The 20,089-nt window shown below is 64.2% G+C and carries 23 protein-coding genes; 21 read left to right on the top strand and 2 right to left on the bottom strand.

The window, feature by feature from the left end:
* Nucleotides 1–73 precede the first annotated feature (73 nt).
* The gene (gene trxC, locus PSH94_RS02125) at nt 74–508 is read left to right on the top strand and encodes a thioredoxin TrxC (RefSeq protein WP_181080378.1); all 435 of its coding nucleotides are present in this window, start codon (nt 74–76) and stop codon (nt 506–508) included.
* 134 nt (nt 509–642) lie between these two features.
* On the opposite strand, the gene PSH94_RS02120 is transcribed toward trxC, so the two are convergent.
* On the bottom strand, nt 643–1,413 hold the full coding sequence (locus tag PSH94_RS02120; RefSeq protein ID WP_181080377.1) for a ParA family protein: 771 nt from the start codon (nt 1,411–1,413) through the stop codon (nt 643–645).
* Nucleotides 1,414–1,750: 337 nt separating this feature from the next.
* On the opposite strand from PSH94_RS02120, the gene PSH94_RS02115 reads away from it, so the two are divergent.
* From PSH94_RS02115 to PSH94_RS02020, 20 genes are read left to right on the top strand one after another with little or no spacing between them, the layout of a single operon-like run.
* Nucleotides 1,751–2,470: a beta-ketoacyl synthase chain length factor gene (locus PSH94_RS02115; RefSeq protein ID WP_253510092.1), complete on the top strand. Its 720-nt coding sequence runs from the start codon at nt 1,751–1,753 to the stop codon at nt 2,468–2,470.
* Nucleotides 2,446–3,252, top strand: a complete 807-nt coding sequence (locus PSH94_RS02110; RefSeq protein ID WP_305436293.1) for a 1-acyl-sn-glycerol-3-phosphate acyltransferase — start codon at nt 2,446–2,448, stop codon at nt 3,250–3,252. Before PSH94_RS02115 ends, PSH94_RS02110 begins: the two co-directional genes overlap by 25 nt.
* Complete coding sequence (locus PSH94_RS02105) at nt 3,236–3,505, top strand: phosphopantetheine-binding protein (RefSeq protein ID WP_253510088.1); 270 nt, start codon at nt 3,236–3,238, stop codon at nt 3,503–3,505. Before PSH94_RS02110 ends, PSH94_RS02105 begins: the two co-directional genes overlap by 17 nt.
* 9 nt (nt 3,506–3,514) lie before the next feature.
* Complete coding sequence (locus PSH94_RS02100; RefSeq protein WP_181080373.1) at nt 3,515–3,769, top strand: acyl carrier protein; 255 nt, start codon at nt 3,515–3,517, stop codon at nt 3,767–3,769.
* A complete protein-coding gene (locus tag PSH94_RS02095; RefSeq protein WP_305436291.1) occupies nt 3,766–4,311 on the top strand; it encodes a hypothetical protein in 546 nt (181 codons plus the stop codon). Before PSH94_RS02100 ends, PSH94_RS02095 begins: the two co-directional genes overlap by 4 nt.
* Nucleotides 4,308–5,972 carry an acyl-CoA synthetase family protein gene (locus PSH94_RS02090; protein WP_181080371.1) on the top strand — a complete coding sequence of 555 codons (1,665 nt, stop codon included), beginning with the start codon at nt 4,308–4,310 and terminating at the stop codon, nt 5,970–5,972. The genes PSH94_RS02095 and PSH94_RS02090 overlap by 4 nt, the downstream gene beginning before the upstream one ends.
* Nucleotides 5,965–6,699, top strand: coding sequence for a glycosyltransferase family 2 protein (locus tag PSH94_RS02085; RefSeq protein ID WP_285427686.1), 735 nt, complete (start codon nt 5,965–5,967; stop codon nt 6,697–6,699). Before PSH94_RS02090 ends, PSH94_RS02085 begins: the two co-directional genes overlap by 8 nt.
* Nucleotides 6,696–7,631: a glycosyl transferase gene (locus PSH94_RS02080; protein WP_305436289.1), complete on the top strand. Its 936-nt coding sequence runs from the start codon at nt 6,696–6,698 to the stop codon at nt 7,629–7,631. Before PSH94_RS02085 ends, PSH94_RS02080 begins: the two co-directional genes overlap by 4 nt.
* Nucleotides 7,615–9,156, top strand: coding sequence for a histidine ammonia-lyase (hutH, locus tag PSH94_RS02075; protein ID WP_305436287.1), 1,542 nt, complete (start codon nt 7,615–7,617; stop codon nt 9,154–9,156). Before PSH94_RS02080 ends, hutH begins: the two co-directional genes overlap by 17 nt.
* Nucleotides 9,149–9,574, top strand: a complete 426-nt coding sequence (locus PSH94_RS02070; protein ID WP_034095527.1) for a thioesterase family protein — start codon at nt 9,149–9,151, stop codon at nt 9,572–9,574. Before hutH ends, PSH94_RS02070 begins: the two co-directional genes overlap by 8 nt.
* The gene (locus PSH94_RS02065) at nt 9,571–10,161 is read left to right on the top strand and encodes an outer membrane lipoprotein carrier protein LolA (RefSeq protein ID WP_181080367.1); all 591 of its coding nucleotides are present in this window, start codon (nt 9,571–9,573) and stop codon (nt 10,159–10,161) included. Before PSH94_RS02070 ends, PSH94_RS02065 begins: the two co-directional genes overlap by 4 nt.
* The gene (locus tag PSH94_RS02060) at nt 10,133–12,463 is read left to right on the top strand and encodes an MMPL family transporter (protein ID WP_305436284.1); all 2,331 of its coding nucleotides are present in this window, start codon (nt 10,133–10,135) and stop codon (nt 12,461–12,463) included. The genes PSH94_RS02065 and PSH94_RS02060 overlap by 29 nt, the downstream gene beginning before the upstream one ends.
* 33 nt (nt 12,464–12,496) lie before the next feature.
* Nucleotides 12,497–13,744 (top strand): NAD(P)/FAD-dependent oxidoreductase, encoded by a 1,248-nt coding sequence (locus PSH94_RS02055; RefSeq protein WP_253510080.1) that lies wholly within the window; start codon nt 12,497–12,499, stop codon nt 13,742–13,744.
* Nucleotides 13,741–14,475, top strand: a complete 735-nt coding sequence (locus tag PSH94_RS02050; RefSeq protein WP_305436281.1) for a class I SAM-dependent methyltransferase — start codon at nt 13,741–13,743, stop codon at nt 14,473–14,475. Before PSH94_RS02055 ends, PSH94_RS02050 begins: the two co-directional genes overlap by 4 nt.
* Entirely contained in the window at nt 14,472–14,954 is a 483-nt protein-coding gene (locus PSH94_RS02045) for a hypothetical protein (protein ID WP_253510076.1), read from the top strand. The genes PSH94_RS02050 and PSH94_RS02045 overlap by 4 nt, the downstream gene beginning before the upstream one ends.
* Nucleotides 14,951–16,117: a beta-ketoacyl-[acyl-carrier-protein] synthase family protein gene (locus PSH94_RS02040; RefSeq protein WP_305436279.1), complete on the top strand. Its 1,167-nt coding sequence runs from the start codon at nt 14,951–14,953 to the stop codon at nt 16,115–16,117. The genes PSH94_RS02045 and PSH94_RS02040 overlap by 4 nt, the downstream gene beginning before the upstream one ends.
* Nucleotides 16,114–16,575: a hotdog family protein gene (locus PSH94_RS02035; RefSeq protein ID WP_034136590.1), complete on the top strand. Its 462-nt coding sequence runs from the start codon at nt 16,114–16,116 to the stop codon at nt 16,573–16,575. Before PSH94_RS02040 ends, PSH94_RS02035 begins: the two co-directional genes overlap by 4 nt.
* Entirely contained in the window at nt 16,572–17,300 is a 729-nt protein-coding gene (fabG, locus tag PSH94_RS02030; RefSeq protein ID WP_181080361.1) for a 3-oxoacyl-ACP reductase FabG, read from the top strand. The genes PSH94_RS02035 and fabG overlap by 4 nt, the downstream gene beginning before the upstream one ends.
* Nucleotides 17,300–18,526, top strand: coding sequence for a beta-ketoacyl-ACP synthase (locus tag PSH94_RS02025; RefSeq protein ID WP_034095712.1), 1,227 nt, complete (start codon nt 17,300–17,302; stop codon nt 18,524–18,526). Before fabG ends, PSH94_RS02025 begins: the two co-directional genes overlap by 1 nt.
* A gap of 26 nt (nt 18,527–18,552) precedes the next feature.
* A complete protein-coding gene (locus PSH94_RS02020) occupies nt 18,553–18,999 on the top strand; it encodes a hypothetical protein (RefSeq protein ID WP_181080360.1) in 447 nt (148 codons plus the stop codon).
* Between the two features lie 102 nt (nt 19,000–19,101).
* On the opposite strand, the gene PSH94_RS02015 is transcribed toward PSH94_RS02020, so the two are convergent.
* A complete protein-coding gene (locus PSH94_RS02015) occupies nt 19,102–20,025 on the bottom strand; it encodes a LysR family transcriptional regulator (protein ID WP_181080359.1) in 924 nt (307 codons plus the stop codon).
* Between the last annotated feature and the right edge of the window lie 64 nt (nt 20,026–20,089).

Below are 20,089 nucleotides of genomic sequence, written 5' to 3'. Positions count from 1 at the left end.
CGCATGCTGGCTACCTTGATAAACACCGGCGGCGGCGCCAAATAAAATCCATTGGCCATCCCAGGAGCCCACCATGTCCGAACCTCTCGTCATCCCTTGCCCCCATTGCAACGGCCTCAACCGCATCCCCGGCGAACGCCTGGGTGATGCGCCCAAGTGCGGGCGCTGCAAGCAAGCGGTGCTACTGAGCAAGCCTTTCGAGTTGAAGCAAGGCGACTACGCCAGTCAGATCAAGGGCGATCTGCCACTATTGGTGGATGTGTGGGCCGACTGGTGCGGGCCGTGCAAGTCGTTTGCGCCGGTGTTTGAGCAGGCGGCCGGGCAGTTGGAAGGCAAGTGCCGGCTGGCCAAGCTGGACAGCGAAGCCAACCAGCCGTTGTCGGCGCAACTGGGGATTAGGTCGATACCCAGTCTGATTCTGTTCAAAAACGGCCGTGAAGTGGCGCGCCAGAGCGGGGCGTTCCCGCTGCCGCAATTAATGAGCTGGTTGCGTAGCCAGGGAATATAACCGGACCGACACAATGCTGGACACTGTGGGAGGGGGCTTGCCCCCCGATGCGGAGGGTCAGCTCCAAATGAGTTAGCTGGCAATACGCTATCGGGGCAAGCCCCTCCCGCCTTGGATCTGTGTGGCGTTTGAGCTCAGGTGCCTTCCAGCAGGTTATGCAGCTCCACAAATTGCTGGGTCAGCTTGTGCCGTGGGTCAAGGTGGATCAGCGGCCGGCTTTCCTGGTGCGATTCGCGCATGCGCACGGAGCTGGCCAGGTACACGGGCAGCACCGGCAGGCCTTCGGCGATCAACTCGTCGAGCATCTGCTGCGGCAGGCTGGCGCGGGCCTGGAACTGATTGACCACGATGCCTTCCACTTCCAGCCCTTCGTTGTGGTCTTCCTTCAATTCTTCGATTTCCGCCAGCAGGCCATACAGGGCCTGGCGCGAGAAGCTGTCACAGTCGAAGGGGATCAACACGCGATCAGCGGCAATCAGCGCCGAAACCGCATAAAAATTCAATGCCGGGGGCGTATCCAGGTAAATCCGGTCGTAATCTTCGCCCAGTTCATCCAGCAGCTTTCGCAGCTTGTTGATCTTGTGCTTGGCTTCGAGTTTGGGTTGCAGGTCTGCCAGTTCGGCGGTGGCGGTGATCACGTGAAGGTTGTCGAACGGCGTTTCGTAGATATCCACCTTGTTCTTCTTGGAAAACGGCCCGGAAGACAGGGTCTGCTTGAAAAAATCGGCGATGCCCATGGGAATGTCGTCGCCGGTCAAGCCGGTGAGGTACTGGGTTGAATTGGCTTGTGCATCCAGGTCCACCAACAGGGTTCGATAGCCTTCGCTGGCGCTGACCGCCGCCAGGTTGCAGGCGATGCTGGATTTACCCACGCCGCCTTTCTGATTGAACACCACACGCCGCATGGAAAAACCTCCGTGTATCAATGAATGTCCGAGTGTAGAGGGCAAAAGCGCCTGTTAGCTACCTCGTTCATCCATGCAGTGCCGCATCGACAGAACGCAGTCGTATGACACACAAGAATGATTCGGAACGGTCTGACAATCCAACCAGCGCTTGGGCAACGGACAATCTGTCAATCTTTCCCGTGATTTTGTAATCGACCTTGAACATTTTTTTACCAATGTTTGCTAGAACCCCACGGCACCCGGATAATGCGCGCCATTCGGCGCTTGCTCCCTGTCCCGGTATTCGGGGCCAAATGCCGCACATGGAAGCCCGCAGGGGCGGGATAACTTCTCAGTGATCAACTTCAACATCGCCCAATGGCGCGCCTGGGCCCCTGGCCTGGAGAGCGCGGACGACTGGCACGCCTGGTGCAAGGCCCCGGTGTTGCTGCCCGAAAGCGAAGCCTCTCCCGACGTGTCATTTCTGCCAGCCATTCAACGCCGACGCCTGAGCCGCCTGGCGCGCATGGCTTTCAGTGTAGGTTGGCCGCTGGCCGAGGGCCTGCAGGACCTGCCGCTGGTATTTGTGTCGCGTCACGGCGAAACCCCGCGCACCCTCGATATCCTCAGCGACCTGGCCCACGAACAGCCATTGTCGCCGACCCAGTTCAGCCTGTCGGTGCACAACGCGGTGATCGGCCTGTGGTCGATCCTGCGCAATGAAACCAGCGAAATGACCGCCCTCGCCGCCGCCGGCGACGGTCTGGAACACGGCCTGCTCGAAGCCGCCGCGTTGCTCAATGAGGGCGCACCAGCGGTGTTGCTGGTGATCACCGAAGAGCAGCCGCCCGCCGCCTATGCCAGCTGGATCCATGACGTGCCCTTCCCCTACGCGCTTGGCCTGCTGCTCACCCCAGGCGACGAGTGGCAACTGGAACTCACCACCGGCACTGTCCAAGCCACTCAAACCCAGTGGCCCCACGCCCTGAACCTGCTGCGCACCCTGCTCACCGACCAGGGCGCGTGCCAACATGCCTGGAAGAACCGCGTATGGAATTGGCAACGCACGCCATGACCGACAAGCCAAGGGACGCCTACTACTGGCGCCTGTGCGCCACGGCCGCCAGTTTCGCCCTGTTCGGTGTCGGCGGGCTGTGCCTGCGCCTGCTGGTGTTTCCCCTGCTCAGTTGCCTGCCGGGCAGCGCGGCCCGGCATCGAGGTCGTGCGCGGCACATGATCAGTTGGCTGTTCTGGTTCTTCATTGGTCTGATGCAACGCGCCGGCGTGCTGACCTACAGCGTCGAAGGCGCCGAAAAACTCGGTCGCCCCGGCCAGATGATCATTGCCAATCACCCTTCGCTGATCGATGTGGTGTTCCTGATCGGCCTGGTACGCCAGGCCAATTGTGTGGTCAAGCAGAGCCTGTGGCAGAACCCCTTTACCCGCGGGCCGGTACGCGACGCCGGATATATCAGCAACGACGGCAGCGCCGAGATGCTCGACGCCGCCGCCGGCGCCCTGCAAAGCGGGCAAACCCTGATCATCTTCCCCGAAGGCACCCGCACCACGCCCGGCGCTGCGCCGGCCTTTCATCGCGGGGGCGCCGCCATTGCCCTGCGAGGTGCGACAATCATCACCCCCGTCGTGATCAAAGTCAGCCCCACCACCCTGACCAAGGCCGAACCCTGGTATCGCATCCCCAAACGCCGCGTGCACTTCAGTTTGCGGGTCGGGGCCGATATAGAACCACAGGCGTTCGCAACTCTGGGGCCCGCGCCCCAGGCTTCACGCAAGCTCAACGATTACCTGCATCACTATTTCACTAAGGAGCTCGCCGAAGATGAGCGACCAACGTAGCCTTGAGCACGACATAAAGATGCTGATAATCGAGGCCCTGGGCCTGGAGGACATCAGCGCCGACGACATCGGCAGCGATCAAACCCTGTTCGGCGAAGGCCTGGGCCTGGATTCGGTAGACGCCCTGGAACTGGGCCTGGCGATCCAGAAAACGTACGGTATCAAGATCGATGCCGACGCCAAGGACACCCGCAATCACTTCACCAACGTGGCCAGCCTTGCGGCGTTCGTCACGGCCAGACAGGCAGCTTGAGACCGGACCATGCAAACTCGTGACGAAATTTTCAACACCCTGCGCGATGCCTTGGTGGAACTGTTTGAACTGCCCCCGGAGCGCGTCACCCTCGACGCCAACCTGTATCAGGACCTGGAAATCGACAGCATCGATGCGGTGGACCTGATCGACCATATCAAACGCCAGACCGGCAAGAAGATCGCCGCCGAGGAATTCAAGGCCGTGCGCACTGTGAACGATGTGGTTGAGGCGGTGTACCGTCTGGTCCAACCGGCCGCATGAGCCGGCTGATCGGCCTTGGCCTGTTGCTGGCGGGGCTGTTGTACCCCTTCGCGGTGTATTACGGCACCGAGCATTTTGCGCCGTGGCAATTCGGCCTGCTGCTGGGCGGCCTGTGGCTGTTGCGGGCGCTCACCGCCGCGCGCAGACCCGGCAGCCGCTGGATGGCGGTGGCGGTGATCGTGTTCTGCCTGCTGCTGGCCTGGTTCGACAACCCGCAGCTGCTGCGCTGGTACCCGAGCCTGGTCAGCGCGTTCATGCTCACGCTGTTCGGCTTGAGCCTGAAATACGGCCCGCCGATTGTTGAACGCCTGGCGCGCATGACGGAACCGGAGCTGCCACCCGAAGCCATCGTGTACACGCGCCAGGTCACCGTGGTCTGGAGTGTCTTTTTCTTGGTTAATGGCCTGCTCGCGGCCGCCCTCACCTTGTGGGCACCGCTGAGCTGGTGGACGTTGTACAACGGCCTGATCGCCTACGGGCTGATGGGGCTGCTGTTTGCCGTGGAATGGCTGGTACGACAAAGGGTGCGGGGCCGCATATGAATTGGTTGAACCTTGAGCATCTGTTGCTTGAGCCGGTGGCGCAGCGTTCGGTGTGCGCCAACCTGAATCACGCCCAACTGCGCGACCAGGCCCTGTGCCTGGCCGCCGGGCTGCAACGCCGTGGCATCCAGCGCCTGGCCGTACACCTGGAAGATGCCGGCCTGCTGGCGATCGCCCTGCTGGGCGCCTGGCGTGCCGGGGTCAGCGTGCTGCTGCCCGCCGACCTGCAACCCCAGACCCGTCAACGCTGGGACGAATGCGTGGATGCCTGGCTGACCGAGGCCGCTGACCTTGACGCCGTGTATCAGTCGCCCCTGAACCCGGCCGCGCTGGACCTGGACACCTGCCAACTGAGCCTGTGCACCTCCGGCTCCAGCGGCGAACCCAAGCGCATCGACAAGACCCTGCGCCAGTTGGCCAACGAAGTGCAGGCCCTGGAAACCCTATGGGGCGCCGACCTCGACGGTGCCTGCATCATCGGCAGTGTCGCCACGCAGCATATCTACGGCTTGCTGTTCCGTGTGCTGTGGCCGCTGTGTGCCGGTCGCACGTTTGTACGTCAGCAACTGGCCTTCCCCGAAGATTTACAGCGCGCCAGCCGCGAACACACACGGTTTGCCTGGGTGGCCAGCCCGGCGCTGCTCAAGCGCATGGGCGACAACCTTGACTGGCCGGCGCTGAGCCAGGTAGCGCGCGTGTTCTCCTCCGGCGGCGCGTTGCCGATGGAAGCCGCCGGCAGTCTGTATGAACGCCTGCAGCAATGGCCGACGGAAATCCTCGGCAGCTCGGAAACCGGCGGCATTGCCTGGCGCCAGGGCAATCAACCCTGGCAGCCGTTTGCCGATGTGCACCTGAGCCAGGACGCCGACGGCGCCCTGCGCATCGCTTCGCCGTACCTGCCGGCCGGGCATATCGAACAGACCGCCGACGCCGCGCGCCTGCATGCCGATGGCCGCTTCGAGCTGCTGGGGCGTCTGGATCGCATCGTCAAACTGGAAGAAAAACGCATCTCCCTGCCCATGCTCGAACAGGCGTTGATGGCCCACCCGTGGGTGGCCGAAACACGGTTGGGCGTGGTCGAGGAAAACCGCGCGTCCCTCGGCGCCCTCGTGGTGTTAAGCGCCGCCGGTGTGCACGCCCTGCGCAATCAGGGGCGGCGCAGCGTCACCCAGACCCTGCGCCAGCACTTGAGCCAACATTGCGAAGCCCTGGCCCTGCCGCGCCGCTGGCGCCTGCTGAGCCAACTGCCACTCAACGCCCAAGGCAAACTGCCCCAGGCCGACGTGGCGGCGCTGCTCATGGCGCCACGGCCGAAGGCACCGCAGGTGTTGGAACAGGTTGAAATCGACGGCGAATGGACGCTGCAATTGAGCGTACCGCCGGACCTGGCGTATTTCAGCGGGCACTTTCCGGTCACACCGGTTCTGCCGGGGGTGGTGCAAGTGGAATGGGCGTTCAACCTCGGCCGACAACTGCTCGACCTGCCGCCGACCTTTGCCGGCATGGAAGTGCTCAAGTTCCAGCAACTGGTACGTCCCGGCGACCAGATCGAACTGCACCTGCGTTTCGACACAGAGCGCGGCAAATTGTATTTCGCCTATCGCAACGACGTCGCCGCGTGCTCCAGTGGCCGCATTCTGCTGGAACCTGCCCATGCATAACCCCTGCGCGCTGATCCCGGTCTATAACCACGAAGCCGCCGTGCCCGCCGTGGTCCATAGCCTGTTGAACAGCGGCCTGCCGTGCCTGTTGGTGGACGATGGCAGCAGCCCGGCCTGCGCAGCGGTGCTGGCGCAACTGGCGCGGATGGAGAATGTCACCCTGCTGACCCTGCCGACCAACCAGGGCAAAGGCGGCGCGGTGATGGCGGGCTTTCGCGAAGCGGCGCGCCTGGGCTTCAGTCATGCCTTGCAGGTCGATGCCGACGGCCAACACGACCTGCGCGAAGTCGAGACCTTTATCGACGCCTCTCGCCGCCAGCCCGACGCGCTGATCTGCGGCTACCCCGAATACGACGAAAGCGTGCCCAAAGGCCGGCTGTACGCGCGTTACCTGACCCACGTATGGGTATGGATCAATACCCTGTCGCTGCAGATCCGCGACTCGATGTGCGGCTTTCGCGTGTACCCGCTGGCGCCGGTGTTGGCCCTGATGGATTCGGCCTACATCGGCACGCACATGGATTTTGATTCCGACATCCTGGTGCGTCTGGCCTGGCGCAACCAGCCCATGCGCTGGCTGCCGACGCAGGTGCACTACCCGGCCGACGGCCTGTCGCACTTTCGCCTGTTGCGCGACAACGTGCGCATCAGCGCCATGCATGCGCGGCTGTTCTTCGGCATGCTGGTGCGCGCGCCGATGATCCTGTGGCGGCGGTGGCAGGCATGAGCGACAGCACCAAGCACTGGGCCGACCGCGAAGAACGCGGCAGCTATTGGCTGATGAAACTCACCGCGTTCGCCGCCAAAGTGCTGGGCCGGCGCCTGCTGAGCCCGGTGCTGTACGGCATCGTGTTGTACTTCTTCGTGTTCGGCCGCACCGCGCGCCAGAGCGCCTGGCAGTACCAGCAGCGCCTGGCCGAGTGGAGCGGGCGCGATGAACTGCGCCCCTCCCATAGAAAAGTCTTCGGCCAGTTCATGGCCTTCGCCGACGCCCTGCTCGACAAGCTCGATGTGTGGAACGGCAAGCTGCGCATCGAACAGATCGACATCGACGACCCGGCCAAACTACGCGGGCAATTGCGCGGCGAGCGCGGGCAGATGCTGGTGGGGGCACACCTGGGCAATCTGGAAGTGTGCCGCGCCCTGGCGGAAATCGGCGAACAAGTGACCATGAACGTGCTGGTACACACCAAGCACGCTGAACGTTTCAACCGTTTGCTGGGCGAAGCCGGCGCGACCCATTTGCGCCTGATTCAGGTCAGCGAGCTGGACCCGGCGACCATGCTGTTGCTCAGCCAGCGCCTGGACGAAGGCGAATGGCTGGCGATTGCCGGCGACCGCGTGCCGCTGCACGGCGGGCGCACGGTGCGCGTGGATTTCCTCGGGCACGCCGCCGCATTTCCCCAGGGCCCTTGGCTCTTGGCCGGCCTGCTCAACTGCCCGGTGAACCTGCTGATGTGCCTCAAGCACAATGGCCGTTATCGCCTGACCATCGAACCGTTCGCGCCATCGATCGAATGGAAACGCAGCACCCGCGAGCAGGTCATCGCCCAGTGGACCTCACGCTACGCCGCGCGCCTGGCCGAGTTCTGCCTGGAAGCGCCCCAACAATGGTTCAACTTTTACCCTTTCTGGAAGACCGATGACGACGCATCTTGAGCCGGTAACCTTTGGCGAACGCCCCCTGCGCATCGAAGACGTGCTGGCCCTGGCCAACCGTCAGGTACCTACCCAGCTGCAAAGCGACGCGGCCTATCGCCAGCGCATCGCCAAGGGCGCGCAGTTCCTCGACTCGCTGCTGGACAAGGAAGGCGTGATCTACGGCGTGACCACCGGCTACGGCGACTCGTGCGTGGTGGCGGTGCCGCTGCAGCACGTCGAAGCCCTGCCCCGTCATCTGTATACCTTCCACGGCTGCGGCCTGGGGCAGTTACTCGACGCCCAGGCCACCCGCGCCGTGCTGGCCGCGCGCTTGCAGTCGCTGTGCCACGGCGTGTCCGGGGTACGCGTTGAGTTACTGGAGCGTCTGCAAGCGTTTCTGGAACACGACGTGCTGCCGCTGATCCCGCAGGAAGGTTCGGTGGGCGCCAGCGGCGACCTGACGCCGCTGTCCTATGTGGCGGCGACGCTGTCCGGCGAGCGTGAGGTGCTGTTCCGTGGCGAACGCCGCGCGGCCGCCGATGTGCATCGCGAACTGGGTTGGCAACCGCTGGTGCTGCGCCCCAAGGAAGCCCTGGCCTTGATGAACGGCACCGCCGTGATGACCGGCCTGGCCTGCCTGGCGTTTGCCCGCGCCGACTATCTGCTGCAACTGGTCACGCGCATTACCGCGCTGAACGTGGTGGCGCTGCAAGGCAACCCCGAACACTTCGACGAGCGCCTGTTCGCCGCCAAGCCGCACCCGGGGCAGATGCAAGTCGCCGCCTGGCTGCGCAAGGACTTGGCGATTGATGCACCCACCGCGCCGCTGCACCGCTTGCAGGATCGCTATTCGCTGCGCTGCGCTCCCCATGTGCTCGGCGTGCTGGCCGACAGCCTGAATTGGCTGCGTTCGTTTATCGAAATCGAGCTGAACAGCGCCAACGACAACCCGATCATCGACGCCGAGGAGGAACGCGTACTGCACGGTGGGCATTTTTACGGCGGGCATATCGCCTTCGCCATGGACAGCCTCAAGACCCTGGTGGCCAACGTCGCCGACCTGCTCGACCGACAACTGGCCCTGCTGGTGGACGTGCGCTACAACCACGGCCTGCCGAGCAACCTGTCCGGCGCGCCGGCCGACCGCGCGATGATCAACCACGGCTTCAAGGCTGTGCAGATCGGCACCAGCGCCTGGACCGCCGAAGCGCTGAAAAACACCATGCCGGCCAGCGTGTTCTCGCGCTCCACCGAATGCCACAACCAGGACAAAGTCAGCATGGGCACCATCGCCGCCCGCGATGCGATCCGCGTGCTGGAGCTGACCGAACAGGTCGCCGCCGCCACGCTGCTGGCCGCCAACCAAGGGGTGTGGCTGCGCGCCCAGGCCGACGACGCGCGCCCGCTGCCACCGGCGCTGGCGGCCATGCACGCAGAACTGACCCAAGACTTCCCACCGGTGATCGAAGACCGCGCCCTGGAAGGCGAGCTGCGCCTGTGTCTGCAACGCATCGCCGAACAACATTGGAGGCTGCATGCGTAGTCAAGGCGTATTGCACTGCGACACCGAGATCCTCGTGCCATTTTTCGATGTCGACACCATGCACGTGGTGTGGCACGGGCACTATGTGAAATACCTGGAAGTGGCACGCTGCGCGCTGCTGGACAAGATCGGCCACAACTACACGCACATGCTCGACTCGGGCTATGCCTGGCCGGTCATCGACATGCAACTGCGCTATGTGCGGGGGGCGGTGTTCGGCCAGACCCTCAATGTGCGCGCCAGCCTGGTGGAATGGGAGAACCGCTTGAAGGTCAACTACCTGATTACCGACCGGGCCAGCGGCGAGCGCCTGACCCGCGCCAGCACCGTGCAGGTGGCGGTAGAAATCGCCACTCGCGAGATGCAGCTGGCGTCCCCCAAAGTCTTCACCGACGCCGTCGACAGGGCCTTGTCATGAAACTGATCACCTTCCTCGGCGCATTGCTGCTGTCGCTTCAAGCCCAGGCCTTCGACCTGCAGCAACTCAGCGACCAGTTGGCCAAACCCTCGGTGATCCACGGCAGCTTCACCCAGGAAAAACACCTGCGCGCCCTGCCGCAGCCGTTGGTCAGCAAAGGCACCTTCGTCCTGGCCAAGGACCACGGCTTGCTATGGCTGCTCAAGACGCCGTTGCAACAGGATTACCGCATCAGCGCCCAAGGCATCGCGCGCCGTGATGCCAATGGCTGGCAGTTGCTGCCGAACAAGAGCGCCGGCGCCGAGCAGAATCGTTTGTTCCTCGCCGTGCTGCAAGGCGACAGCAGTGGCCTGCAACGTGACTTCGAGCTGCAACTGCAAGGCGAGGCCACGCAGTGGAAGCTCACGCTGATCCCGCGCTCGCTGCTGCTCAAGCAAGTGTTCACCCGGATCAACATTGAGGGTGGCGCGCTGGTGCAAACCATCGAACTGCTGGAAACCCAGGGCGACAGTACCGTATTGCGTATGCAGGACAGCACCGCCGATCAACCTTTGAGCGATGCGGAGCAACACGATTTTGCCCAGTGAGCGCCAGCTGCCGCGCCTGTTCCTGATCCTGCTGGTGGCCGTGCTGGCCCTGGCCGGCTGGCAGTGGCGCCACGGCGCGCCACTGTCGGCCAACCTGATGGAGCTGGTGCCCGGCAGCACGCCGAATGCTCTGGAGCAGCAGGCCGAGCAGCGCATGCAGGAGCCGCTGAACCGCGAGATGCTGGTACTGGTGGGGCACACCGACCGCCAGCAGGCGGTGGCCGTGGCCCGGCAATTGGGCGAACGCTGGCAGGCCAGCGGCCTGTTCGAAAAGGTGCAGTGGAACCTGCAGGCCGATCTACCGGCGCTGCGCGAGCAACTGCTGCGCGGACGTCTGGCGATGCTGTCGGCCAAGGACCGCGCGCAACTGATCGAGCATCCCGACGCTTTCATCCAGCAGCGTGTGCAAGCGCTGTTCGACCCCTTCACCGGCTTCAGCCTGGTGCCCAGCCAGGAGGATTGGCTGGGCCTGACGGGGCGCATCCAGAACAGCCAACCGCAACGTGGCGCGGTGCAATTGGATATCGGCAGCGGTGCGCTGATTGCCGATGCCGACGGCAAGAGTTGGGTGCTGCTGCGCGCGCGCACCACCGGCAACGCCTTCGATATGCACCTGCCACTGCGCGTGGCGGACCTGCTCCAGGCCAGCCGCGCCGAGGCCGACGCACAGGGCGCGCAATTGCTGGCCGCCAGCGGCCTGCTGTACGCCGCCAACGGTCAGCAACAGGCCACTCGCGAAATCACCTGGGTTGGCGGCGGCGCGACCGTAGGCATTCTGTTGCTGCTGTTGCTGGCGTTCCGGCGCTGGCGCGTGCTGCTGGCGTTCGTGCCGGTACTGGTGGGCATGCTGTTCGGCGCGGTGGCCTGTGTGGCGCTGTTCGGCCATATGCATGTAATGACGCTGGTGCTGGGCTCGAGCCTGATCGGCGTGGCGGTGGATTACCCGCTGCACTACTTGTCCAAGAGTTGGAGCCTGCAACCGTGGCGCAGCTGGCCGGCGCTGCGCCTGACGTTACCGGGGCTGAGCCTGAGCCTGGCGACCAGTTACATCGGCTACCTGGCGCTGGCCTGGACGCCGTTCCCGGCACTGACCCAGATCGCTGTGTTCTCCGCCGCCGGGCTGGTGGGGGCGTACCTGTCGGCGGTGTGCCTGTTGCCGGCGCTGCTCAACGGCGTCGAACTGCGCCCGGCGCACTGGCCGTTGCGCATCGCCGAACGCCTATGGCAGCTGCGCGCCGCGTTGCTCAAGCGCGTCCCCAGTGCGGTGTTGCTGGCGTTGGTGCTGCTGTTCTGCGCCGGCGGCCTGTGGCAGTTGAATACCAAGAACGACATTCGCCAATGGATCGGCGCGCCGCCGCAGTTGCTACAGGAGGCCCAGGCCGTGGCGCGCATCACCGGGTTCCAGCCCACCAGCCAGTTCTTTCTGGTGCGCGCGCCGGACCAGCCCCAGTTGCTGGAGCGCCTGGACACCCTGGGCCAGCGTCTGGATCAATTGGTGAACACGGGCAAACTACAGGGCTACCTGGCCCTCAACCAATTGGTCAGCCGCCCCGCCGAGCAACAGCAGGTGCGCGACGCATTGAACCGCCTGCCCCAGCATTGGCAGCCGCTGCTGGACCTCGGCGTGCCCGCCAGTGCCCTGCAGGCGGAAATCGCACAACTGCAGGCGCTGCCCACCGAAGACATCGACGCCGCACTGGCGGGCCCGCTGGCCGAACCCTGGCGCACACTGTGGCTGGGGCCGGTGGACGGCGGCGTGGCGGCGATGGTCAGCCTGCAAGGCTTGAACAACCCGGCGTTGCTGCACGCTCAGGCGGCGGACCTGCCGGGCGTGCAACTGGTGGATCGCCTGGGTGACCTGAACCGAGTGTTCGCCGCCACGCAGATCAGCGCCGCCGAATTGAAGCTGCTGTCGTGCGGGTTGATCGTCCTGCTGCTCATCATGCCGTTTGGTGTCGGCGGTGCCTTGCGCATCGTCGCACTGCCGCTGCTGGCCGCGCTGTGCAGCCTGGCCAGCCTCGGTTGGCTGGGCCAGCCGCTGACGCTGTTCAGCCTGTTCGGCCTGCTGCTGGTGACGGCGATCAGTGTCGACTACGCGATCCTGATGCGCGAACAGATCGGCGGCGCGGCGGTCAGCCTGCTGGGTACACTGCTGGCGGCGCTGACGACATGGCTATCGTTTGGTCTGCTGGCGGTGTCGAGTACACCGGCGGTGAGTAATTTCGGTCTATCGGTCAGCCTGGGCCTGGCGTTCAGCTTTATGCTGGCGCCCTGGGCCGGCCAACAGAAACATGCCTTATGAATGTGATTATCGCCCATGCGGCAAGGAGCCCTCGTGCCCACAGTTGAAATGGAACGTCGCCAGGTCGTGGTGATCGGTGCCGGCCCGTCCGGCGCTATCGCCGCCGCGCTGCTCAAACGCAAGGGGCATGACGTATTGATCATCGAGCGCCAGCACTTTCCGCGATTCTCGATCGGTGAAAGCCTGCTGTCCCACTGCATCGATTTCATCGAAGAGGCCGGCATGCTGGACGCCGTGCAGGCAGCAGGTTTCCAACTGAAAACCGGTGCCGCGTTCGCCTGGGGCGAGCGCTACAGCGCCTTCGATTTCAGCGATACGTTCAGCGATGGCAAGCCCACCACGTTCCAGGTGCAGCGCGGCGAGTTCGACAAGTTGCTGGCCGACCAGGCCGAACTGCAGGGTGTGGATATCCGCTACGGCGAAACCATCGTCGGCGTGGACTTCAAAGGTGACTGCCGTTACTTGCATGTGCGTCGCGAGAACGGCAGCGAGTACCACCTCAAGGCCAAGTTCGTGCTCGATGCCAGCGGCTACGGCCGCGTGCTGCCGCGCCTGCTGGACCTGGAAGCTCCGTCGAATTTTCCGGTGCGCCAGGCGGTGTTCACCCACGTCGAAGACCGCATCGAACACCCAGGCTTCGACCGCACCAAGATCCTCGTGACCACCCATCCCACCCAGCGCGACATCTGGTTCTGGACCATACCGTTCAGCAACGGCCGCTGCTCGGTGGGGGTGGTTGCGGCCAAGGAGCATTTCGACGCCCGTGGCGATGATCTCGACGCTTGCCTGCGCGGCTTTATCGCCGAAACGCCGAGCCTGGCCGGCGTGCTGCAAAACGCTGTGTGGGATACGCCGGCGCGCAGCATCGGCGGCTACTCGGCGAACGTCACGACCTTGCACGGCCCGGGCTTTGCGCTGTTGGGCAACGCAGCGGAATTCCTCGACCCGGTGTTCTCCTCCGGTGTGACCATCGCCATGCGCTCGGCCAGCATGGCCGCCGGCGTGCTGCACCGCCAGTTGAGCGGCGAGACGGTGGATTGGCAGACCGAATTCGCCGCGCCCCTCAAGCGCGGCGTCGACACTTTCCGTTGCTACGTCGAAGGCTGGTACGCCGGGACGTTCCAGGATGTAATTTTCCATCCCGGCAGCGCCCCGGAGATTCGCCGCATGATCAGCTCGATTCTTGCCGGCTATGCATGGGACGAGCGCAACCCGTTTGTCAGCGAGCCCAAGCGACGCTTGCGGATGTTGTCGGAAATCTGTGCGAGTGAGCCGGTATGAGTACGCCCTACCTGAGCAAAAACTACGTCGAGGAAACCCGCTTCGGCCTGTGGTTCCTGCGCAGCCACACCTGGCAACATTACGTGCTGCGCGTGGCCATCAACGACCTGCGCGGCCTGTTCAGCGAGCCGCTGCCCCAGGCGCCGGTGCTGCTGGACGCCGGTTGCGGTCAGGGCAAATCGTTCACCCTGCTGCAGCAAGCGTTTGCACCGGCGCGCCTGATCGGCCTGGATGCCGACCCCCACAGTTTGCAGATGAGCCAGGCCGAGGCCGAGCGCCAGGGTTTGAGCGTCGAGCTGATCGGCAGCGATTGCGCCACCCTCGATGTGGCGGACAACAGCGTCGACCTACTGTTCTGCCACCAGACCTTCCACCATCTGGTGGAACAGCACCGTGCGCTGCAAGAGTTCTACCGGGTGCTCAAACCCGGCGGCTACCTGCTGTTTGCCGAATCCACCGAAGCCTATATCGACACCTGGGTGATCCGCTGGCTGTTCCGCCACCCCATGCACGTGCAGAAAAGCGCCGAAGGGTATCTGGCGATGCTGCGTGAGCAAGGCTTTGAGTTCGGCCCGCAGAATGTCTCGTACCCGTACCTGTGGTGGAGCCGCTCGAAGGATTTCGGCCTGCTCGAACGCCTGCGCCTGCGCCGGCCGAAACCGGTGGGCCAGCGCGAAGAAACCCTGGTCAACTGCGTGGCGCGCAAACCCTTGGCGAGCGTTGCGCCATGATCCGCGCGTTATTGATCGGTTGCCTGTTGCTGCTCAGCGCCTGCGCCAGCCAGCCGCCGCTGCCCGCGACCACCCCGCGCCTGCCGCTGCCGCTGCAACTGCATGTGCAACGCCTGGCGGACGGCCAGACCCAGGATTGGCTGCTGGTGGTGCAACGCGAAGGCGCCGCATTGCGCTGGTCGATGATGGACCCGCTGGGTATTCCCCAGGCCCGGCAGAAACTGGTCGACGGCCAGTGGCAGGCCGATGGCTTGCTGCCGCCCAACCCGCAGGCGCGTGAGCTGTTCGCCGCGCTGTTATTTGCCCTGACGTCGGCGGATGAGGTGCGCGCGCTGTACCCCAGCGCCCAGGCGCGGGACCTGACGCGCACCCTGCCGGGCCATTGGCAGATCGTGTACCAGTCTTCCGAAGTATTCAGCGTGAACATCGCGGGGCAGCCTTTGAGCTACCGCATCACGCCGCTTGGAGCCGCCCGATGAGCGCCTACCTGAACGCCCTCGGCCTGATCTGCGCCCTTGGCCGAGGCCAGGCCGAAGTCAGCCGCAACCTGTTCGCCGGCGATTGCTCGGGCATGCGCGCCGAAAGTGGCTGGGTGCCGGAACGCGTATTGCCGGTGGGCGGCGTGCAGGGTGAGCTGGCGCGTATCCCGGTTGAACTGGGCCAGCAAAGCAGCCGCAACAATCAACTGTTGCTGGAAGCGGCGTTGCAGATCGAGGACGAGATTCGCCAGGCGATCCACACCTACGGTGCCTCGCGCGTGGGCGTGGTGCTCGGCACCAGTACTTCGGGCATCGATGAGGCCAGTCGTGGCATCGCCGAGTACCTGCGTGACAACCACTTCCCCGGCACCTATGACTATCAGCAACAGGAACTCAGCGCGCCGGCAAATTTCCTCGCCGACTGGTTGCAACTGAGCGGCCCGGCCTATGTGATTTCCACCGCCTGCACCTCCAGCGCCCGTGCGCTGATGAGTGCCCGGCGCCTGCTGGACCTGGGCCTGTGCGACGCGGTGATCTGCGGCGGCGTGGACAGCCTGTGCAAGCTGACCCTCAACGGTTTCAGCGCGCTGGAAGCGGTATCCGACACGCGCTGCAACCCGTTTTCGCGCAACCGGGACGGCATCAATATCGGTGAAGCGGCCGTGCTGTTCGTGATGAGCAGGCAACCGGCGCCCATCGCCCTGTTGGGCAGCGGCGCCAGTTGCGATGCGCACCATATTTCCGCGCCGGAGCCGAGCGGCAAGGGCGCGTTGCAGGCGATGCGCAAGGCCTTGGCCAGCGCAAAACTGATGCCTGAGCAGATCGGCTACCTGAACCTGCATGGCACCGCTACCCAGCACAACGACGCCATGGAAAGCCTGGCAGTCGCCAGCCTGTTCCCCGCCGGCGTGACCTGCTCGTCGACCAAACCCATGAGCGGCCATACCCTGGGCGCCGCCGGCGCGCTGGAAGCCGCGTTCTGCTGGCTGAGCCTGCGCCACGGCCAGGTGCCACCGCATGTGTGGGACGGCGAGGCCGACCCTGTGCTCCCGGCCTTGCAATGGGCGCGTGTCGGCGAACCTTTGGAGAAAACCTGCCTGATGAGCAACTCGTTTGCCTTCGGCGGCAACAACGTCAGCCTGATTATCGGAGAGGCCCCATGATCGATTGGCCACTCGCCGAACTGATCCCCCACGCGGGCGACATGATCCTGATCGACCAGGTGCTGTCGTTCGACGAAGAACAGATTCACACCCGCGCCACCGTCAAGCCCGGTGGCCTGTTCAACCGCCCTGACGGCAGCCTGCCGGCCTGGGTCGGCATCGAACTGATGGCCCAGAGCGTCGCCGCCTACGCCGGCTGCCACGCCCGCCGCAAAGGCGAGCCGGTGGCGTTAGGCTTCCTGCTGGGCACACGTAAGTTCGAGTGCAACGTCGAGCACTTCCCGGCCGGCGCCGAGCTGAGCATCCACGGCCTGCGGTCGCTGGAAGACGACAACGGCATGGGTGTGTTCGAATGCCACCTGCGCGGCGACGGGTTCCACGCCAGCGCGCGCTTGAACGTATTTCGACCGCCCCAGGCGGCCGCCTATTTAGATGAATCGAAGGACGAAACGCCATGACTGAATCCGTACTGGTCACCGGCTCCAGCCGTGGCATCGGCCGCGCCATTGCCCTGCGCCTGGCCCAGGCGGGCCACGACATTGTGCTGCACTGCCGCAGCGGCCGCGCCGAGGCGGATGCGGTGCAGGTGCAGATCCAGGCCCTGGGCCGTCAGGCGCGGGTGCTGCAGTTCGACGTGGCGGATCGCGCCAGCTGCAAGCACATCCTTGAAGCCGATGTGGAGCAACACGGCGCCTATTACGGCGTGGTGCTCAACGCCGGCCTGACCCGCGACGGCGCGTTCCCGGCCTTGTCGGAGGACGACTGGGACGTGGTGATGCGCACCAATCTGGACGGTTTCTACAACGTGCTGCACCCGGTGATGATGCCGATGATCCGTCGTCGCGCGGCCGGGCGCATCGTGTGCATTACCTCGGTATCGGGGCTGATCGGCAATCGCGGGCAGGTCAACTACAGTGCCTCGAAAGCCGGCCTGATCGGCGCGGCCAAGGCCCTGGCCATCGAGCTGGGCAAGCGCAGGATCACGGTCAACTGCGTCGCGCCGGGGCTGATCGACACGGCCATGCTGGACGAAAACGTACCCGTCGAGGAACTGATGAAAATGATCCCGGCACAACGCATGGGCACCCCGGAAGAAGTGGCCGGGGCGGTGAACTTCCTGATGTCTGCGGAAGCCGGTTACATCACCCGCCAGGTGCTGGCGGTGAATGGGGGCCTGTGCTGATGAAGCGTGTCGTCGTCACCGGCATGGCCGGCGTGACCTCCCTGGGCAGCGACTGGCCGACCATTTCGGCCAACTTCCGCGCCAACCGCAGCGGTATCCGGCGCATGGACGAATGGGACCGTTTCACCGAACTGAACACGCGCTTGGCCGGGCCCATCGACGATTTCGTGGTGCCCTCCCACTGGACACGCAAGCAACTGCGCAGCATGGGCCGCGTCTCGCGCCTGGCGGTGTGGGCCGCGGAGCAGGCGTTGCAGGATGCCGGTTTGCTCGGCGATGAGTCGATCAAGGACGGGCGCATGGGCGTGGCCTGTGGTTCGTCCACCGGCAGCACCGATGAGATCAAGGCTTTCGGCAACATGCTGCTCAACTCGGTGGCCGAGGGGCTCAACGCCAACTCCTATGTGCGCATGATGCCGCACACCACGGCGGCGAATATCAGCATTTTTTTTGGCCTGACCGGGCGCTTGATTCCCACTTCGAGCGCCTGCACCAGCGGCAGCCAGGGCATCGGCTATGCCTACGAGGCGATCAAGTTCGGGCGCCTGCCGTTGATGCTCGCCGGCGGTGCCGAAGAGCTCTGCCCCACCGAAGCCATGGTATTCGATGCGCTGTACGCCACCAGCCTGAAAAACGACGCACCGCAGACCAGCCCACGCCCCTACGACAGCGGCCGCGACGGCCTGGTGATCGGTGAAGGCGGCGGCATGCTGGTGCTCGAAGAACTGGAACACGCCCTGGCGCGCGGTGCGCACATCCATGCGGAAATCGTCGGCTTCGGCAGTAACGCCGACGGCCAGCACACCACCCGCCCGGAACAGAAAACCATGCGCCGCGCCATGGAACTGGCCCTGGAAGACGCCGGGCTGGCACCGGCCGCCATCGGTTACGTAAACGGGCATGGCACCGCCACCGATCAGGGCGACATCGCCGAGACCCTGGCCACCAGCAGCCTGTTCGGCAGTCGCATGCCTATCAGTTCGCAAAAGAGCTTTCTGGGCCACACCCTGGGCGCGTGCGGGGCGCTGGAGTCGTGGTTCAGCATCGAAATGATGAACCGCGACCAGTACGTGCACACTTTCAACCTGGACACGGTCGACCCGCAGTGTGGCGAGCTGGATTACCTGCAGGGCGGCTTTCGCCAGATGCATCACGACTATGTGATGAACAACAATTTTGCCTTTGGTGGCGTCAATACGTCGCTGATCTTTCGCCGCTGGTCCTGATTTATTAATCGATTGGAGAAAACGGAATGTCTTCCTTGCTACGCGCCACCTTCATCACTTTGGCTCTGCTGAGCGCCGCCGGTTGCACCAGCAAACCGGTGCTCAACCCTCACAGTGAGCTACCGGCCGGAACGCAGGTCAGCGAAGAAAAAATGAAGCAGGTGATCGTCAACGCCTTGCAGAAACGCGAATGGACCGTGCAGCGCCTGAGCCCGCAACTGGTTCAGGCCGAAATCACCGTACGCGGCCAGTACCACGCTGAAATCGACATCCACTACACCCGCAGTAGCTATGCCATCACCTACCGCGACAGCCGCGACCTGGGCTACAAGGACGGCAAGATCCATCGCAATTACAACCGCTGGGTGAACAACCTGGATAACGACATCATGGCGGGATTGCGCAGTAATGGTGTGAGTGGCGAGGCAGGGTCGGCGGCGCAGTTGTTTGAGCAGACGGGAACGTCGAAGTAAAACCAAAGCCAGGCACCACCTCTGTGGCGAGCGGGCTTGCCCGCGTTGGGCTGCGAAGCGGCCCCAACAAGATCACCGCGTTTTTTCAGACAGATCACAGCGTCAGATTTGGGGCTGCTGCGCAGCCCAACGCGGGGCAAGCCCGCTCACCACCAACAACTCCACAAACGCCTTCGCCATCGGCGTTTGTGCGCCTTTGCGCTGTACCAGCCAGACCGCCGTCACCGCCTCCTGATCCAGCAACGTGCGATAGACCACGCCATCGATGCGGATGCGCTGATACGACGCCGGCAGTACCGACACGCCTAACCCCGCCGCCACCAACCCGATAATCGTCATCGCTTCCCCTGCTTCCTGGGCGAAGCGCGGGCTGAAGCCGGCGTCGCGGCACAGGTTGAGCAACTGGGCGTACAAGCCACTGCCGTAACTGCGCGGGAAAAACACAAACGGCTCCTGCGCCAATTGCGCCAGGTGCAAGCCACGCTCGGAGCCTTGCGCCAGAGGGTGGCCGGCGCTCAGCACGGCCACCAGCGGTTCGCGCATCAGCTCGATCACAGCCAGCGAATCCGGCAAGGGCAACGGACGCATCAGCCCGACCTGAATCGACTCATCCACCAGCGACTCGGCCACCTCGGTGCTGCTCATTTCCTGCAGGTTGAGGTGAACCGCCGGGAATGCCTGACGGAAGGCAAAGATCGCCTGGGGAATGCTGGCATTGAACGGCGCCGATGACGTGAAGCCAATCTTCAATTCTCCCAGTTCGCCCAACTGTGCCCGCCGCGCCACGTCTGCGGCTTTATCGACCTGGGCCAGCACCAGGCGTGCCTCTTGCAGGAACAGGCGCCCCGCTTCACTCAATTCGACCCGACGATTGGTGCGCTCGAACAGCCGCGCTCCCACTTCGTTCTCCAACGCCTGGATCTGCTGGCTCAGGGGCGGTTGCGAGATGCCCAGTACCTGCGCCGCACGGCCAAAATGCAGCTCTTCGGCGACCGCGATGAAATACCGCAGATGACGTAATTCCATGCTTGCCTCATTAGGTCGTTAAAGCTATCAAACAGGTCGAACAATATATTGGAAAGAATCATTA

Origin of the sequence: Pseudomonas sp. FP2254 (assembly GCF_030687695.1) — a bacterium.
In the GTDB taxonomy this organism is placed as follows: Bacteria; Pseudomonadota; Gammaproteobacteria; order Pseudomonadales; family Pseudomonadaceae; genus Aquipseudomonas; species Aquipseudomonas quebecensis.
This window is presented reverse-complemented; position numbering and strand designations above follow the sequence as displayed.

Excerpts from the sequence above, each read along its gene's own strand:
- PSH94_RS02085 (WP_285427686.1), top strand. The coding sequence starts at position 5,965 with ATGCATAACCCCTGCGCGCTGATCCCGGTCTATAACCACGAAGCCGCC.
- trxC (WP_181080378.1), top strand. The coding sequence starts at position 74 with ATGTCCGAACCTCTCGTCATCCCTTGCCCCCATTGCAACGGCCTCAAC.
- PSH94_RS02015 (WP_181080359.1), bottom strand. The coding sequence starts at position 20,025 with ATGGAATTACGTCATCTGCGGTATTTCATCGCGGTCGCCGAAGAGCTG.
- hutH (WP_305436287.1), top strand. The coding sequence starts at position 7,615 with ATGACGACGCATCTTGAGCCGGTAACCTTTGGCGAACGCCCCCTGCGC.
- PSH94_RS02090 (WP_181080371.1), top strand. The coding sequence starts at position 4,308 with ATGAATTGGTTGAACCTTGAGCATCTGTTGCTTGAGCCGGTGGCGCAG.
- PSH94_RS02080 (WP_305436289.1), top strand. The coding sequence starts at position 6,696 with ATGAGCGACAGCACCAAGCACTGGGCCGACCGCGAAGAACGCGGCAGC.
- PSH94_RS02020 (WP_181080360.1), top strand. The coding sequence starts at position 18,553 with ATGTCTTCCTTGCTACGCGCCACCTTCATCACTTTGGCTCTGCTGAGC.
- PSH94_RS02035 (WP_034136590.1), top strand. The coding sequence starts at position 16,114 with ATGATCGATTGGCCACTCGCCGAACTGATCCCCCACGCGGGCGACATG.
- PSH94_RS02095 (WP_305436291.1), top strand. The coding sequence starts at position 3,766 with ATGAGCCGGCTGATCGGCCTTGGCCTGTTGCTGGCGGGGCTGTTGTAC.
- PSH94_RS02045 (WP_253510076.1), top strand. The coding sequence starts at position 14,472 with ATGATCCGCGCGTTATTGATCGGTTGCCTGTTGCTGCTCAGCGCCTGC.
- PSH94_RS02050 (WP_305436281.1), top strand. The coding sequence starts at position 13,741 with ATGAGTACGCCCTACCTGAGCAAAAACTACGTCGAGGAAACCCGCTTC.
- fabG (WP_181080361.1), top strand. The coding sequence starts at position 16,572 with ATGACTGAATCCGTACTGGTCACCGGCTCCAGCCGTGGCATCGGCCGC.
- PSH94_RS02065 (WP_181080367.1), top strand. The coding sequence starts at position 9,571 with ATGAAACTGATCACCTTCCTCGGCGCATTGCTGCTGTCGCTTCAAGCC.
- PSH94_RS02105 (WP_253510088.1), top strand. The coding sequence starts at position 3,236 with ATGAGCGACCAACGTAGCCTTGAGCACGACATAAAGATGCTGATAATC.
- PSH94_RS02025 (WP_034095712.1), top strand. The coding sequence starts at position 17,300 with ATGAAGCGTGTCGTCGTCACCGGCATGGCCGGCGTGACCTCCCTGGGC.
- PSH94_RS02040 (WP_305436279.1), top strand. The coding sequence starts at position 14,951 with ATGAGCGCCTACCTGAACGCCCTCGGCCTGATCTGCGCCCTTGGCCGA.
- PSH94_RS02120 (WP_181080377.1), bottom strand. The coding sequence starts at position 1,413 with ATGCGGCGTGTGGTGTTCAATCAGAAAGGCGGCGTGGGTAAATCCAGC.
- PSH94_RS02100 (WP_181080373.1), top strand. The coding sequence starts at position 3,515 with ATGCAAACTCGTGACGAAATTTTCAACACCCTGCGCGATGCCTTGGTG.
- PSH94_RS02070 (WP_034095527.1), top strand. The coding sequence starts at position 9,149 with ATGCGTAGTCAAGGCGTATTGCACTGCGACACCGAGATCCTCGTGCCA.
- PSH94_RS02060 (WP_305436284.1), top strand. The coding sequence starts at position 10,133 with ATGCGGAGCAACACGATTTTGCCCAGTGAGCGCCAGCTGCCGCGCCTG.
- PSH94_RS02110 (WP_305436293.1), top strand. The coding sequence starts at position 2,446 with ATGGAATTGGCAACGCACGCCATGACCGACAAGCCAAGGGACGCCTAC.